Below are 15,953 nucleotides of genomic sequence, written 5' to 3'. Positions count from 1 at the left end.
CCTTATTTATTTTTTTCGGTTGTAAGCGTCACTTTTTTATTGATATCAGAATCTTCAAACTGGATACGACTTACCTGATCTGTACTTTGTAAACCCTGAACTAAAGCGATATTTTCGTTGTATCGTTGCTCAACCACTCGAATTTTGACTTTCTGAATTGTTTGATTACGTATTACCCATACAAAAGGATCATGTTGCAGATTTTGAATGCTATCTAAAGGAATGGTTTGTCCCTGATTGCTATCATTATGCAAAATAATACCGTTAATGAACGCACCAATACTTAATGAATCAATCGCTTCTTTAGGGCTCGCAAAGAATTCAATTTGTCGGCTATCTTGATCTGCTACAGGTGAGATACGAGTCAGTATGGCATGTAGTTGTTTCGAGTTACCCTGAATCTGATACTGAATAGAGCTACCTACTTTTAAGGCAGATTGTTGCTCAATAGGTAGTTTCGCTTGTATTTCTAATTGATCCGGATTAACGATTTCAAATAATGTTTGTCCAACCGAAACGGTTTGTCCCGGTTCAACTTGTCGTTTCGTAATAACACCTGAAATGGGGCTGGTAATAATACCGTCTCGATCAGCTTTTTTAGCAATATCCACATTGGCTTGTTGAGCTCTAACACTTTCAAGTTGACCTTTATAATCCACCTGACTTTGCTCAAACTCTACACGGGCAATAAAGCCTTGATTGAGCAATCTTTGTTTTCGATTCATCAAATTACGTGCAAGTTCTGCTTGTGCCTGAGCAGAAGCAAGATTAGCCTGTGCCTGAGCTAAGCGTGCAGCGTTGTCTTGATTATTTAATCTAACTAAAACTTGGCCTTTTTGTACCTTTTGGCCTACATTGGCTGTAACGGCAGTCGCTGTTGCACTAACTTGGGCTTGAATAGAACTTTGTTGTACTGCACGAATAGTTCCTGTAAAAGCGGTTTGAGCGGCGAGTGAGCCTTCTTTTACAGGAATTAAATCTTGAGGAATGAGTTCAATTTTTTTAAGTTCAGATGCTGTTGTTTTTGGTACTTCTTGCTGGTTACATGCAGCTAAGATTAAACTCAGACTGATCAAGCTTAATTTAAAAAAAGTAGAAGGGGTAAGATGCGTTGTGCGCATACAGCATCATCCTGTAATTCAAATTTTATTTTGCCCCTATTCTTGATAAAGCTGTAACCTTATTCAAGCTTTTTTAAACGTTCGATAATATTTTCATAATCTTTATTGGTGCGATTATAGGTTTTCGAAAGTATTTCAAGTGTTTGTTTAACCTTATTAATATTCATAAGATTGTTTTCAATCAAGGTTTTATGTCTTTCGGGAACTTGTTCACCCTTACGAAAATATTCCATTTCTTGCCGCTTAAATAAAATTTTGTCTTGTTGTAATTGGCTCAGTTGGTCTTGCTGATAATTTATTTGTTTTTTAATTGCCAATAATGCTTGGTCTCTTTTAATCGTCGCAGTTTTACTATTGCTATATGCTCTTTTTAATTTGTTATCTTCTTCTCTATATCGAGCTGATAATGCACGCTGTGAGGACTGATTTAAATCGGCTTCAGAATTATAAGGATGATTTCTTTTAATGACTTGCATATTCTGGTCGAGTGCTTCATATCCATAGCGAATATGAGCCGGCGTTACGGATGTACTAATATTCGCAATACCATGCTGATCATAATAACGATACCAGACAGCTTTAGGAGCTGCATTGGCAGCCAACGTTGGGGAAGAGAAAAACAGTGCTCCGCAAGAGGCAATGCCTATAGATACAGACAAGCAGTTCCTATAAAAGGCATATTTCATCCGCTTATTCATAAAATTCCCCAAAAAAGAAAGGTAAGTCACTTATTTTTAAATAATTAATCTTAAATATATTAGTTATTATTTAACTGAATAAAAATATCGATATTATAAAAAAAATGATAATTTTTTTGAAAGTGTGATGAGGTTAAAAGTTATTGTTTATAAATGAGAAAGTAGACAAAAAGCTTTCATTGAAAATAGAAGTATAGATATGTTAAAAATGCGTATAAATCTGTAAAAACAAATTTAAGTTAAATTGCATTTATATTTTATGTTATGGGGATGGAAGATTAAATGGAAGATGCATTCCAAAATCTGAAAGTAATGGTTATTGATGACTCAAAAACTATACGCCGTACCGCAGAAACTCTATTGCAACGCGAAGGTTGCGAAGTGATTACTGCTGTCGATGGATTTGAAGCTTTATCTAAAATTGCTGAAGCGAATCCGGATATTGTTTTTGTAGATATCATGATGCCTCGTTTAGACGGTTATCAAACTTGTGCTCTGATTAAGAACTCTCAAAATTATCAGAACATTCCCGTTATCATGCTCTCTAGTAAAGATGGTTTATTTGATCAGGCAAAAGGGCGTGTGGTAGGTTCAGATGAATACTTGACGAAACCTTTTAGCAAAGATGAATTGCTAAATGCGATTCGTAATCATGTAAGTTCATAATAAGTAATTTGAGGGCAAAAGAAATGGCACGTATTCTCATTGTTGATGACTCACCAACAGAAACTTTTCGTTTTAAAGAAATCCTAACTAAGCATGGCTATGACGTACTTGAAGCATCTAACGGTGCAGATGGTGTGACTTTGGCAAAAGCTGAGCAGCCTGACTTGGTATTAATGGATGTGGTCATGCCAGGTGTAAATGGTTTTCAGGCAACGCGCCAGATTACCCGTGATGAAGACACGAAGCATATTCCGGTGGTGATTGTGAGTACTAAAGATCAGGCAACTGACCGAGTATGGGGTAAACGTCAAGGCGCAATCGATTACTTAATCAAGCCAATCGAAGAAAAGCAATTAATTGATGTAATTAAACAATTTCTAAATTAACTCATCCATCCATAAAAACATAAATAACGGGATAAATACGCCCGTTTTATAGGATCGAGTATGGCAGCGAATGGATTTATCGAGTTACTTCGTTTGTCTAAACGGGGTAATAAGAATTACGCTTCAGTTCAAAATGAAGCACAGCGATGGTCAGGAATTGCTTTTGAAATGAGAGGGCAATACTTCGTCGCACCACTTGGGGAAGTGTCAGAAGTTATCTATCCACCGAAATATACACCAGTTCCAAATACTCAAAGTTGGGTCAAGGGATTGGCAAACATTCGTGGAAGATTACTTTCGGTATCTGATTTGGCTCATTTTATTTCAGGGCAGCGGAGTTCATTTTCGTCTACCCAAAAAGTGCTGTGTATTAGCCATCATGACCAGTATGTGGGGTTGGTTGTGGATCAGGTTTTGGGGATTCAGCACTTTAATAAAAAAAGTTTTTTTTCTGAGAGTTTAGACTTAGAGGAAAACCTAAAAGAATATTGCCAAGGGTATTTTCACCAACACAATCAACATTGGCATGTCTTTTTATTTAGTCGGTTATTGCAAAACCCACACTACATGAACGCATCGACAAAATTTATAAACTAATTTTTATGCTGTGAATGAACAGCGTATTTTTCTGGGGAGAAGCTGTATGGGCTTTAAACTTAAAAAGAAAAGTGGCAATCGCGGTGCTACCGGAAAATCGAGTGTCAATTTTATTGCAAAAATCCAGTCAAAAATTGAGCAGTTTGCCAGTTTATTTGGGGAAAGTGAAAAGTCCAAGCCTATCCTTTATGCAGCGCTGTTATGTTTAGTATGTGCGTTAATTTCATTAGCTTATCTATTTTATAATGTACCTCGTCATAACCAGCTAATTCGAAGTCTTGGTGAGTTACGTCTGTTATCTCAAACCATTTCTAAACAAGCAACTGAAGCAACAGAGTCGGGTTCTCAAGAGGCAATCACAAAGCTACAGCAATCTAAAAAAGACTTTGATGAGAACTTACTTGAAATTGAAAATATTCACGGTAAGTCGACCGATGAATATCAAAAAGTTGAGAAAATATGGGGTGAGGTTTCAAAAAATATTGATTTGATTTCATCACATCAACGAGTACTTAACCAGTTATATGATACCAACATCTCGATTAGTGAAACGGTTCCAGAGATTCAGGCAGAATATAACTTGATGGTCGACCAAATGGCTCGCCAAGGTTTGCCAAGTAGTCAGGTAATCATTGCTAAAAACCAGGTATTTATTGCAGAGCGTATTTTACGTTCGATTAACTCGGTGTTAAGTGGTACGGACGGAAATGTATCAACTAGTGACTTTAGTGTCGATATTGAGACTTTTGGTACCTATTTAAATGCTGAACTGAATGGTAATGCCGAGTTAGGTGTTGATCGTATTGCTGATCCGGCTTTACGTGAATCTTTAGAAAGTATTAAGTCTGAATATGACAAAGTCTTAAAATCTGCTGCTGCAACGGTATTAAAAAATGGTAGCCAGATTGTCAATGTTCGTCAGGCTTCTTCTCAGATTTTCTCTAAATCGGATGTAATGTTGGAAAGTCTAGGACATTTATCTGATGTTGCAAGAAAGAACTGGCTCACCTTATTTTTAGGTGCTGTTCTTATTCTTTCATTAGGCGGACTAATTTTCTCTGTATTCAAGTTAATTACACTACGTAGTGTAATGGATAAGCAACGTGTTGCTCGATTACAGGAAGAATATGACCGTAACCAGAATGCGATTTTACGTTTACTTGATGAAATTGCCGACTTGGCGGATGGTGACTTACGTTCATATGCAACTGTATCTGAAGACTTTACGGGTGCCATTGCCGACTCGATTAACTTCGCAATTGACCAACTTCGAGATTTGGTTTCACGAATTCATGAAACCTCTCAGGAAGTTGCACGCTACACACAAGATACGCAAAGTATTACTAACCAGTTAGCAGAGGCATCAGAACATCAGGCGCAAGAAATTGCAGGTGCTTCTACTGCCATGAATGAAATGGCACAGTCAATTGACCAAGTATCTGCCAACGCTTCTGAATCTGCGGAAGTAGCACAGCGTTCAGTACAAATTGCATCAAATGGTGCACAAGTGGTAAATCGTTCAATTGAAGGTATGGATACTATTCGTGAACAGATTCAGGAAACTTCTAAACGTATTAAGCGCTTAGGTGAGTCTTCTCAAGAAATTGGTAATATCGTATCGCTCATTAACGATATTGCAGACCAAACGAACATCCTTGCATTAAATGCAGCAATTCAAGCATCTATGGCAGGTGAGGCTGGTCGTGGTTTCGCCGTGGTTGCCGACGAAGTACAACGTCTTGCTGAGCGTTCAGCATCTGCAACCAAACAGATCGAAACACTGGTTAAAACAATTCAGACCGATACCAACGAAGCCGTTATTTCAATGGAACAAACAACGACGGAAGTTGTACGTGGTGCGAATTTGGCAAAAGATGCGGGTATTGCACTGGATGAAATCCAAAAAGTATCGGGTGACTTGGCAAAATTGATTGCGAGCATTTCCGACGCAGCAAAACTTCAGTCAGCATCTGCGAGTCACATTGCAACCACCATGACGGTTGTACAAGAAATTACTTCGCAAACAACAACGGCAACGTTTGATACTGCTCGCTCCGTATCAGAGTTGGCGAATATGGCAGAGTCATTACGTGAGTCAGTAACGGACTTTAAATTACCTGACTAAATTGGGGGATAAGAATAGCTATTCTGATATCGCTATTCTTTTAAAAGTATGAGCAGCGCCAGACAAATATTGGGGAGATAGTTATTTTTCTGGTGTTGACTCTGTAGTTTTCCCCACTCAGGGGGTAAGCAAAAGAAGCCTTTGCTATGAAAGAAATATTAAAAACTTTAACTGAAGCAATGACGCTACCTGAAGATAGCTATTCTGAACAAGATGCTGAGTTTCTTGAGATCTTCATTGAAGAAATTGAAGAGATTTTTGTTGATTTGCAACCTTTGATAAATAAATGGATGCAGTCTGAGAATATTGCTACGCTCACTGAAATTCGTCGGCATTTCCATACCTTAAAAGGTTCCGGAAGAATGATTGGCGCTAAATCTTCAGCTGAGCTTGCGTGGACAGTTGAAGATACACTCAACCGGGTAATCAACCAAAGCTTACAATTAACGCCAACTATTCAGAGCTATGTGCAGTTAGTATTTAAGTTCTATTTCCTTAAATTAGTAGATAATTTTAAGCAAAAACGAGCACATACCTTAGATTTCAGACCTCTTATTTTATTAGGCCAACAACTACAACAACAGCAAAGTTTAGAGCCAGCTTTAGAAGAGCTTTTACAACTTTCAAATACGCTTATGGCCGAAACAGTGACTGGTCTTGAGCTAGATTATATTGAACAAGATTCGTTAGCCGAGCCAATCATTCAAGCTACACATACTGAAATTGAAATAAATCTAGATGAAACTTTGACCTTATTTATGGAAGAGGCGGAAGAACATTTAGCCACGATTCATCAATTCTTAGATCAAGAGTTACATCAGTACGACAGTTACAATGCTTTAATACGTGCTTTACATACTTTGCGTGGTAGCTCTGCAATGGCACAGGTCGAAACAATTTTCGAGGCCAGTACCAAAGTTGAGCATTTATTTAAAATACTGCTACAAGAAGAGTTATCTTCTCACTCTGAAGAAATTTTATTATTACAAGAATATCGTGAGTTTGTTCGAGATAGCTTGGAACTACTATCTAGATATAGTTCAAGTGAACAGCTCGAAGCGAGATTGCAGCAATTTAATCAATTTTGGGATGCATATGTTGAGCAACATGGTGACCGAACAGATCCGTTAATGCCTTCTCATGGCTTGGTATCGCAATTATTACAATTAGATGTTTCTGAATTATTGGATGCAGAATTAGATTTTGAGAAGGGAATTCGTAATGAGTTTCCTGATTATCTTGAACGCCTAAGTGAACAGGCTGATTTATTACTGCAACATACACATTCTCAAGCAATGCTGGGTTTACATGAATATACCAGCCAACTTAAAGAAAGTTATGAAGTACTGCTTGATAAACCTGCGTTATTACAATCAGACTATATATTTGAAATTTATCAAAAAGCACATCAACAGCTCATTCAATTATTTGATGCTTTAGCTGCTGGTCAGCGAGTCGGTGTTGTTAAGCAACATCAAAGTATTTTAGAAGAATTAAAACTTTATACGCAATACATTCCAGACCTATCAAATGACCTGCCTCAGCAGGATTCGACATCTTTTGAACCAATATCCAATATTGAACCAGAGCCAGAAGTAGTAGCTACTGTAGAGAATTTCTCAGACTCTGCAGACTGGGCGGTATTAGGTCAAAGTGTGCAGCAAGATCGACAATATATTTCATCTACACAAGTGAAACGAAATTTTGATGCTGATCTTTTAGATATCTTTCTTGAGGAAGCTGAAGAATTACTTGAGGGAATTGATACCGATCTTAATATTTGGGTAGGTGAGCAAGAAAACTTTGCAGCTCTGAACAACCTAATGCGTTATTTGCATACCTTGAAAGGGGGAGCAAATATGGTTCAGGCAACGTATCTTGGTTTGATTGCCCATGAATTAGAAAGCATTTATGAGCGTTTAATTCAAAAGCAATTAGTAGCAACTTCAGATTTAATTGATTTTATTCGTTTGGTTCAAGATGACTTGGCTGATCGTTTACAAATCATGCGTGAACAACAACTAGATTATGCAGCTCCTTACACAATTAACGCATTAAAACGAGCGGGTCAAAACTCTAACTTCCAACCTGTATCAGTGGTTGAGGCATTTGATGCTGAAAGTGAGATATTCTCTGAGCAAGAGGTGATATCTGAAATAATAATAGATGAGATACCAGTAGAACTTGAACCTGCTCTTGCAAAGCTAGAAACTCATCACGATCAGGTATTCGATACAGCGGTTACCGAGTTAGCTACTCCAGTTGAGATGATTACCACGGTTACATCGCAAGAGAGTGAAATTGCAGCTGATGAACAGGACATTGAGGCTGTTGTTGAACAGACGTTCCTAGAAGAAGCTACTGAATTGTTAGAAATGGCTGAGTCGCTATTAAAACAATGGTTTGAACAACGTACAAACCGTAGTATTTTGCTTCAGCTCCAAAGAGCCGTGCACAGTTTGAAAGGTGGTGCACGAATGGTGGGTTTAGAAGCCGTACAAGCAATTGCCTACCAACTAGAAAATGCTTTTGAACAATTTGCGTTGCATCACTTCAATTCAAATATTTATGATCATTTATTAGAAAGTGCAATTGCATGGTTAAAAGATGCAATTTTCAACCACAACTATCAGCATTTCGATGGATTACAGCAAAGTTTAGAAAATATTCAATTCTTTGAAACTACAATCCAGATTCCGACTAAGTTAACTAGAGCGGACTTGTTTAGCTCAGAACCAGTGATGACCTTTATACAAGGTGATGGTACAGAGCCTCCACCAATGATGGGAGCGTGGGAGCAAACAGAGCGTCTGGATCAGAATAATGAAATGATCCGTGTTTCAGCCGACTTAATCGAGAAAATGATTGATTTGTCTGGTGAAAACTCCATTAACCGTTCACGAATTGAAATGGACCTAAGCCAATTTAACCATACATTGGTTGAAATGGAGTTGGCGATTCAACGGCTTGCCGATCAGTTACGTCGAATGGAAGGTGAGTTAGAAACACAGATTATTGCTAAACATGGAATTGAACATTCTCGTTATACCGACTTTGATCCGTTAGAGATGGACCAGTATTCATCTTTAAATCAATTGTCGAAATCGCTTGCTGAATCTGCATCGGACTTGGTCGACTTTAAAAATACGTTATCTGACAAAATCAGAGATACCGAAAGTTTGCTTTTACAACAATCACGAATTCAAGCGGAAATTCAAGAAGGTTTAATGCGGACACGTTTGGTCCCATTTTCGCGTTTATTGCCGCGTTTACAACGAATTGTTCGTCAGACGTCTACAGCATTGAATAGACCTGCTGAGCTTTCCGTAAATAATACGGAAGGTGAGTTGGACCGCAACATTTTAGAACGGTTAGTGACTCCGCTTGAGCATATGCTCAGAAACGCAATTGACCATGGTTTAGAGGACAGAGCGCAGCGGCAACAAGCAAATAAACCGGAAACAGGGCGTATTGAACTTAATATTCAGCGTCAAGGTACGGATGTTGTGGTTGTCTTTAGTGATGATGGTCAAGGTATTGATGTTGAAAAAGTACGTCAGAAAGCACTCCTTGCCGGATTGATCAAGCCAGAACAAGACTTAGAACAGCAAGACATACTGCAACTCATTTTCCATCCAGGTTTAAGTACAGCCGAGCAAGTCACTCAGATTTCCGGGCGTGGTGTAGGTCTTGATGTCGTGCAGAGTGATATTAAGTCTTTGGGGGGACATGTCAGCGTTGAATCCGTCTATGGGCAGGGAACAACATTTACGATTCGCGTACCGACTACAGTAGCGGTAAGTGATGCCTTAATGGTGAAAGTGGCAGATCAACAATTTGCGATTCCACTCGCTCAAATCGATCGAATTATTCGAGTGTCACCAGCCTCTTTAGAGCAGTATTTTGAAAGTCCTCAAGAACTATTTGAGTATGAAAATAAACGTTATCCATTACGTTATCTTTCTGAATTTGTTGGTAACCAACCCATACCACGTTTAAATGGTGTGATGTATTCATTACCTGTGTTAATGATTAAAGCCAATAATGGCCAAACTGTGGCACTACTTGTTGACCAGTTAATTGGCTCTCGAGCACAAATTGTAGTGAAACCAATTGGTCAACAGTTCTCTAGCATTGGAGCAATTGCAGGCGCCACAATTTTAGGTGATGGACAGGTCTGCTTAATTTTAGACGGACAAAATATTGCGCGACAAATTCAGTCAACTCAGCGTCATAAACAACTTAGTGAAGCAGTATATAGACAACGAGAGTCTGATGAACGCCGTCTCATCATGATTGTAGATGACTCAGTAACTGTGCGTAAGGTCACCTCCCGATTACTTGAACGCCAAGGCTATGATGTGGTTACGGCTAAAGATGGTGTTGACGCCATAGAGCAGCTAGAAAATATTAAGCCAGATTTGATGCTACTTGATATTGAAATGCCACGTATGGATGGTTTTGAGGTTCTCAATCTTGTACGACATCATGATATGCATCAATACATGCCAATTATTATGATTACATCTAGAACAGGCGAAAAACATCGTGAACGAGCATTCTCGTTAGGTGTAAGTCAATATATGGGTAAACCTTTCCAGGAAGAAGAATTACTAGAGAATATCGATGCTTTACTTGTAGCGTTTGAAAGTGAGGTCAAATCATGAAAGGTAGTGTAAATACATCATTGATCGCTAATATGGACCAACAAGAGCTACAGCATCTTATTACAGTTTCAACTGGTTTTATTGACGCTTATATCATTGAATGTAACGATCAGGTACCTATGCTATTGCCACAAAACATTGTGTTGTCTGCCATGGATGTAAAAAATGGCGTAAAACATATTGAATGGCATGATGTGAAGCTACCGGTCTACTCAGTACATAACGCAATTGATCAACATGCAGTCGCATTAGTGATTGAAGGGGAAGATATTAGCCAACGTTTTGCATTAATGTGTAAAACTATGCCAGTTTCTACGCGTCTGCGTATTTCTGAAATTGTCGATGAAATGGATGAGCATGAGGCTGAACAACACCCAGCAGTATTTAAATATGTGCGTATGCAGCATCAACGCTACTATATACCTAACTTAGAATATATTGAAAAAACACTTGGTTTATAAAGGAAAAAGGAACTCATTTGAGTTCCTTTTTTGTATAAGCTAGGGAAATTTTAAAATAGAAAATAATTACTTTAAATTTAAGATGTTTATGGGTGTGGCTGAATATATTATAATCGTCGTTTTTCCTTTATAAAATTAGTAAAATAAATAATTTCATTTTTTTAGTTAGAAATATAAGATCTTTGTATAAAAAAGTATATTAAATTAATCTTTAACAACAGTAGAAAATAAATGTCAATTCATAAAGAGCTGCATATTTTAGAAACAGATGACCATGTTGAGTTTGCTTTATGGAAAGTTGCTAAAAGCGAGAACACTCTTATAAAAAAAGAAGCAATTTTCTTATCTCATGGTGCATTTTCAGACAAGACTGTTTGTATGGGTATTGCAGTATATTTGGCAAATCATGGATATATCTGTTTTATTTTAGAATGGCGAGGGCACGGCACAAGCCCAAAAACAGATATTCCATTTAATTTTGAAACTGTTGCGTTATATGAATATAAAACTGCATTTCACTATATTTATCATCATTTTAATATTGCCTCTTTACACTGTGTAACCCATAGTGGCGGAGGTTTATGCTTAACAATGTTCTTGATTAATTATCCAGAATATTTAAAGAATATCCAAAGTATTACTTTTATAGCTTGCCAAGCATTTGGAGCAGTAAATGACTCTTTTGACTTTATTAAACTCTTTTCTGCAAAACTTGTTGTTAAAGGTCTAGGCCAGATACCAGCTAATAAATTTAAATTAGGACGAGTAAATGAAAGCTATTACACCATGCAGCCATGGTTTAACTGGAATTTAAAGCAAAATTTTATTAGTGAATTTAAAAATATTGATTATAAAAAACATATGAGCTCTATTAGAGTCCCAATATATTCTATTAGCGGAACTGGCGATAAATTTATTGCACCAGTTAAAGGATGTTATAAATATTTAAAAGCTTTTGAAAATCAAGATAACGTATTTCGTGAATTTGGTTGCTCTAATAATAACTTGGAAAATTATTCCCATAGCCGAATTGTTTTAAGCCAAAATGCTGCTAAGGAAGTCTGGCCCACTATATTGCAATGGATAGATAAGAACTCAAAAGAAGTTCTATAAAGATTATGAAAATAAATTATCTGGATTAATAAATAAGAATCTTATTTTAAGATTTTTAACAAATATTCTCACAGTTAAAAATAATAAAAAGCACCCTAAAGAGGATGCTTTTTATCTAATTCCTGATCTTTAATATTTTAAGCAAGTAGGTTCTCTAAAATTTGCTCATAAATATCAGTTAATGGATCAAGATCATGTACATCAACATGTTCATTAATTTGATGGATAGTTGCGTTTAGAACACCGAGTTCTAAAACTTGTGCACCTGTTGGCGCAATGAAGCGCCCATCAGATGTACCACCACTTGTTGAAAGCTCAGTCTCAGTACCAGTCACATTTAAAATAGCAGTTTGAGCTGCGTTAACTAATTCACCTACTGGAGTTAAGAATGGTAAGCCAGACAAATTCCAGACAATTTCATATTGCAAGCCATGCTTGTCTAAAATTTCATGAACACGTTGTTTAAGCTGTTCTGCTGTAACCTCGGTTGAATAACGGAAATTAAAAGTAACTTCTAAAGCACCAGGGATTACATTGGTTGCGCCAGTACCTGCATGGATATTTGAAATCTGGAATGAAGTTGCAGGGAAATACTCATTGCCATTGTCCCAAACTGTTTGGCACAACTCAGCTAACGCTGGCGATGCTTCATGAATTGGATTACGTGCCAAGTGTGGGTAAGCTACATGACCTTGTTTGCCTTGAACCTTCAATACAGCATTAAGAGAACCACGACGGCCATTCTTAACAATATCACCTAATTTATGAGTACTTGATGGTTCACCAACCAAACACCAAGTAATTTTTTCATTACGCTTTTCCAGTGTCTCTATGACTTTAACTGTACCGTTAACAGCAGGACCTTCTTCATCTGAAGTAATTAAAAAAGCAATTGAACCTTTATGGTTTGGGTGTTTTGCTACAAAACGTTCAGATGCAACTACCATTGCAGCTAATGCAGTTTTCATATCTGCTGAACCACGACCATATAATTTGCCATCGCGAATTTCTGGTGCAAATGGGTCTGAATTCCAAGCGTCTAAACGTCCTGTTGGTACTACGTCGGTATGACCAGCAAAACAAAATACAGGGCCTTCGGTTCCACGTCGAGCCCATAAATTATCGACATCTCCAAAGCGCATAGGTTCAATATGGAAGCCAACCTTAGCTAAGCGCTCAGCCATAATAGTTTGGCAAGTATGATCAATAGGAGTAACAGAAGGCTGTTGTAGAAGTTCTAAGCTAAGCGAGAGAGTGTCTGAGTGGTTCATACCGGAAATTGCGTACTGATGAGGTGAAATATAGTCCGATATAATAGGCGAATCTCTAAGGGATGGGTATTTAAAAATAAAAAAACCTTATCGAAACGATAAGGTTTTTAAATGTTAAGCATAACTTACATTTTATTTTCAGTTTTTTGTGCGGTGTTAGTTACAGCATCACCAGCTTTAGAGACATCTTGACCAAAACCCTTGAACGTATTACAACCTGTTAAAACAAATGCCACCATTACAGATGCGACTAAAACTTTTTTCATCATTTTCTCCGTATAAATTTAATAATGAAGTAAATTTAGATTAAAAAACAAACGGAAAAAGAAACATGATTGTTTAATAGTAAAAACGTTATAAATTGTTTCTATAAGGAGGTGGTCTCTTGTAAAACACCGTTATTTTTGATGAGAGAAGGTTTTAAGCTTAGTAAAGCAGGGTGTCTGAACATATAAAATCGGGTTTCATTAATATTTTGACAATATAGGCCATCAGTCCACCAATAAGCAGTGTTTGAACTCGCTTTTTGATGAGGACAAAGCCATTCATGTCTTTCTAAGCGGTAAAAGTCAGATTTAGGGATTTCTGTACCCCAAGTACCTAAGCGACGTTTTAAATTTACCCATTCAGGAATAGGCTGTTCTTGAGGTAAATTTAGAGGAAGATAAAGTTGTCCTTTTAAGACAGCGAAACGTTGTTGAACTTTAAAACCCAAAGCTTCTGAAAATTGAAATTGTTTGTCAGTAAAGTGGTAAAGCTTTTTACTTAAAGTATCTTGTCTATTTAAACCAATCCATTGTTCTAAATTTAATTGACCTTCACCTAGGTAATATTTTAGAGCAACTTCCCAATGTTCAATTTCTTGAGTATTTTGATTTAAAACTAAAAAATCGAGTTCACCTAAAGTTTTTGCTCCATCAATTTTTTGAATACTATGGCCTAATAACTGATAAGGATGATATTGATCTTCTTGTAGCCAAAACCAAAGTAAATTTTCAAAACGTAAACCTAAGCGTGTGCTCTTAAGCCGAGACATAAATTGAAGTAAAGGTTCTGGTGCTTCATCAAGCTGCTTTAGGCGGGGTAAGTAATTTTGAAAATGTTGTTCCCAATTTTTATCTGTATGTAATTGAAAACTATGTCGAATAGTAAGGCTGCAGGGAAGTTGGCTAAGTAGGTTCGGGCTGGCAATTGTAAAGGCCAATTGTCTTACCATTGGGTGACTGAACTGTAACCATGGCTCAAAATAGGATGTTTTAATTGAGGCAATATTCATACGTTGAGTACTCGAAATAATTCATCCAAATTTCATGGTCAATCAACAAAACAATACCAGAAAAACACTTTATACTACGAGTAACAATAGCTTAAGGTTTATATATGCGAACATTGTTTTGGCGAACTCTGGTCGTGATTTTTATCACGCTTGGTATTATTGGAGCAATTTTACCAGGCATGCCGACAACAGTGTTTCTTATTCTGGCTGCTTGGGCGGCCTCAAAGGGATGGCCTCAGATGGATGCGTGGTTGTTAAACCACCCCAAGTATGGACCAACCCTGCAGGACTGGCGAGCAAATGGGACAGTACCGCGTAAGGCAAAGTGGATTGCAACCATTATGATGACCGCAAGTGGTATTCTGATGCTGTTTACTTCGGCGCCGTTTTGGGTCAAGATTTTTACCGATACTACCATGCTTGTTGTTGCAATTTGGTTATGGCTACGTCCTGAGCCCAAATTAAAAGATTGATAATCTTTTAATTTGGGCGCAAGACAAGCTTCCCATAATTTTTCATTAAAGCTCAAAATAGTTGAGTTGATATAAGAGAAGAAATTCGATGTCCCAATTTAAACTTGAAGATGCAGATATTCTTATCGATTTAGCAAATCAAACTTTAAGCTTACCTAAACATAATAAGTTTTACGTGGTCTCTACTGGCAAAAATGGAATTGGGGAACAAGAAAATACGGGTAAAACCCCACGTGGATGGCATCGGGTTGCTAAGAAATTTGGTATGCAATCTCCCAAAAATGCAGTTTTTATTGCACGGCAGCCCACAGGTGAAGTTTATAGCAGTGAATTAGCCGCACAATTTCCTGAGCGAGATTGGATATTGTCACGCATTCTTTGGTTAGATGGCCTAGAAGAGGGCTTTAACAAAGGCGAAGGCCATGACACTATGCAGCGTTATATCTATATTCATGGTACGCCTGATAAAGAACCGATGGGGGTTCCAATGTCACATGGGTGTATTCGAATGCGTAATGAAGAAATCATTGAATTGTTTGATTTAGTCTCTGAAGACGCATTAGTTTATTTGTCTGAACAATCTTTAACCTAAAATAGGATTTTAAAGATTATTGTTTAATTGGGCGAATGATCAAAATATTAAAATAAGTGCTTAAATAAAATACAAAAAATTGTTTTTTACTTAATAATGACTTATTTTTAATCATTCATTCGCATTTTTTTGAAAAGTTGTCGAAAAGCGTTTGACACCTGTTAAAGATTCTCTATAATGCACCTCACAAACGATGAAGACGTTAAGGGCGCTTAGCTCAGTTGGTAGAGCGTCTGCCTTACAAGCAGAATGTCGGCGGTTCGATCCCGTCAGCGCCCACCAAGCCTTTACGTTAAGATCTCAAGTGCAGCGGTAGTTCAGTTGGTTAGAATACCGGCCTGTCACGCCGGGGGTCGCGGGTTCGAGCCCCGTCCGCTGCGCCACTTAAGACTTAACATCGTTTACCCCACAATTGCGATATTGTGAAAGTGCAGCGGTAGTTCAGTTGGTTAGAATACCGGCCTGTCACGCCGGGGGTCGCGGGTTCGAGCCCCGTCCGCTGCGCCA

At 37.7% G+C, this 15,953-nt stretch carries 14 protein-coding genes and 3 tRNA genes; 12 read left to right on the top strand and 5 right to left on the bottom strand.

What is annotated here, in order from left to right; genetic code table 11:
- Nucleotides 1–2: 2 nt before the first annotated feature.
- Nucleotides 3–1,121, bottom strand: coding sequence for an efflux RND transporter periplasmic adaptor subunit (locus MKL36_RS05565; protein WP_021511299.1), 1,119 nt, complete (start codon nucleotides 1,119–1,121; stop codon nucleotides 3–5).
- Between the two features lie 59 nt (nucleotides 1,122–1,180).
- Complete coding sequence (locus MKL36_RS05560) at nucleotides 1,181–1,819, bottom strand: hypothetical protein (RefSeq protein ID WP_002027721.1); 639 nt, start codon at nucleotides 1,817–1,819, stop codon at nucleotides 1,181–1,183.
- Between the two features lie 282 nt (nucleotides 1,820–2,101).
- Between MKL36_RS05560 and pilG the strand changes: the two genes are divergently transcribed.
- From pilG to MKL36_RS05525, 7 genes are all read left to right on the top strand, one after another.
- Complete coding sequence (gene pilG / locus MKL36_RS05555; protein WP_000389061.1) at nucleotides 2,102–2,485, top strand: twitching motility response regulator PilG; 384 nt, start codon at nucleotides 2,102–2,104, stop codon at nucleotides 2,483–2,485.
- 23 nt (nucleotides 2,486–2,508) lie between these two features.
- Nucleotides 2,509–2,871: a response regulator gene (locus MKL36_RS05550; RefSeq protein ID WP_000101096.1), complete on the top strand. Its 363-nt coding sequence runs from the start codon at nucleotides 2,509–2,511 to the stop codon at nucleotides 2,869–2,871.
- Between the two features lie 60 nt (nucleotides 2,872–2,931).
- Nucleotides 2,932–3,468: a chemotaxis protein CheW gene (locus tag MKL36_RS05545; protein WP_000729757.1), complete on the top strand. Its 537-nt coding sequence runs from the start codon at nucleotides 2,932–2,934 to the stop codon at nucleotides 3,466–3,468.
- Nucleotides 3,469–3,514: 46 nt separating this feature from the next.
- Nucleotides 3,515–5,593 carry a methyl-accepting chemotaxis protein gene (locus MKL36_RS05540; protein WP_000505931.1) on the top strand — a complete coding sequence of 693 codons (2,079 nt, stop codon included), beginning with the start codon at nucleotides 3,515–3,517 and terminating at the stop codon, nucleotides 5,591–5,593.
- 146 nt (nucleotides 5,594–5,739) lie between these two features.
- Nucleotides 5,740–10,260, top strand: coding sequence for an Hpt domain-containing protein (locus MKL36_RS05535; protein ID WP_021511300.1), 4,521 nt, complete (start codon nucleotides 5,740–5,742; stop codon nucleotides 10,258–10,260).
- The gene (locus tag MKL36_RS05530) at nucleotides 10,257–10,721 is read left to right on the top strand and encodes a hypothetical protein (protein WP_021511301.1); all 465 of its coding nucleotides are present in this window, start codon (nucleotides 10,257–10,259) and stop codon (nucleotides 10,719–10,721) included. The genes MKL36_RS05535 and MKL36_RS05530 overlap by 4 nt, the downstream gene beginning before the upstream one ends.
- Nucleotides 10,722–10,952: 231 nt before the next feature.
- Nucleotides 10,953–11,834, top strand: a complete 882-nt coding sequence (locus MKL36_RS05525) for an alpha/beta fold hydrolase (protein WP_021511302.1) — start codon at nucleotides 10,953–10,955, stop codon at nucleotides 11,832–11,834.
- Nucleotides 11,835–11,971: 137 nt separating this feature from the next.
- Here the strand turns inward: MKL36_RS05525 and dapE are convergent, their stop codons facing one another.
- The 3 genes from dapE to MKL36_RS05510 form a co-directional block, all read right to left on the bottom strand.
- A complete protein-coding gene (dapE, locus tag MKL36_RS05520; protein ID WP_001016580.1) occupies nucleotides 11,972–13,105 on the bottom strand; it encodes a succinyl-diaminopimelate desuccinylase in 1,134 nt (377 codons plus the stop codon).
- Nucleotides 13,106–13,230: 125 nt separating this feature from the next.
- Entirely contained in the window at nucleotides 13,231–13,374 is a 144-nt protein-coding gene (locus MKL36_RS05515; RefSeq protein ID WP_001984826.1) for an entericidin A/B family lipoprotein, read from the bottom strand.
- Nucleotides 13,375–13,472: 98 nt separating this feature from the next.
- Nucleotides 13,473–14,381, bottom strand: coding sequence for a DUF1853 family protein (locus tag MKL36_RS05510; protein ID WP_001017533.1), 909 nt, complete (start codon nucleotides 14,379–14,381; stop codon nucleotides 13,473–13,475).
- A gap of 104 nt (nucleotides 14,382–14,485) precedes the next feature.
- Between MKL36_RS05510 and MKL36_RS05505 the strand changes: the two genes are divergently transcribed.
- The 5 genes from MKL36_RS05505 (at nucleotide 14,486) to MKL36_RS05485 (ending at nucleotide 15,953) form a co-directional block, all read left to right on the top strand.
- The gene (locus MKL36_RS05505; RefSeq protein ID WP_086374072.1) at nucleotides 14,486–14,854 is read left to right on the top strand and encodes a YbaN family protein; all 369 of its coding nucleotides are present in this window, start codon (nucleotides 14,486–14,488) and stop codon (nucleotides 14,852–14,854) included.
- 88 nt (nucleotides 14,855–14,942) lie between these two features.
- Nucleotides 14,943–15,446 carry a cell wall-recycling L,D-carboxypeptidase ElsL gene (gene elsL, locus MKL36_RS05500; RefSeq protein ID WP_000077301.1) on the top strand — a complete coding sequence of 168 codons (504 nt, stop codon included), beginning with the start codon at nucleotides 14,943–14,945 and terminating at the stop codon, nucleotides 15,444–15,446.
- Between the two features lie 206 nt (nucleotides 15,447–15,652).
- Nucleotides 15,653–15,728: transfer RNA gene (locus MKL36_RS05495), tRNA-Val, on the top strand.
- A gap of 24 nt (nucleotides 15,729–15,752) precedes the next feature.
- Nucleotides 15,753–15,829 (top strand) — tRNA-Asp (locus MKL36_RS05490).
- Between the two features lie 47 nt (nucleotides 15,830–15,876).
- Nucleotides 15,877–15,953 (top strand) — tRNA-Asp (locus MKL36_RS05485).

Origin of the sequence: Acinetobacter sp. AOR12_HL (genome assembly GCF_027855275.1) — a bacterium.
GTDB lineage: Bacteria > Pseudomonadota > Gammaproteobacteria > Pseudomonadales > Moraxellaceae > Acinetobacter > Acinetobacter baumannii.
This window is presented reverse-complemented; position numbering and strand designations above follow the sequence as displayed.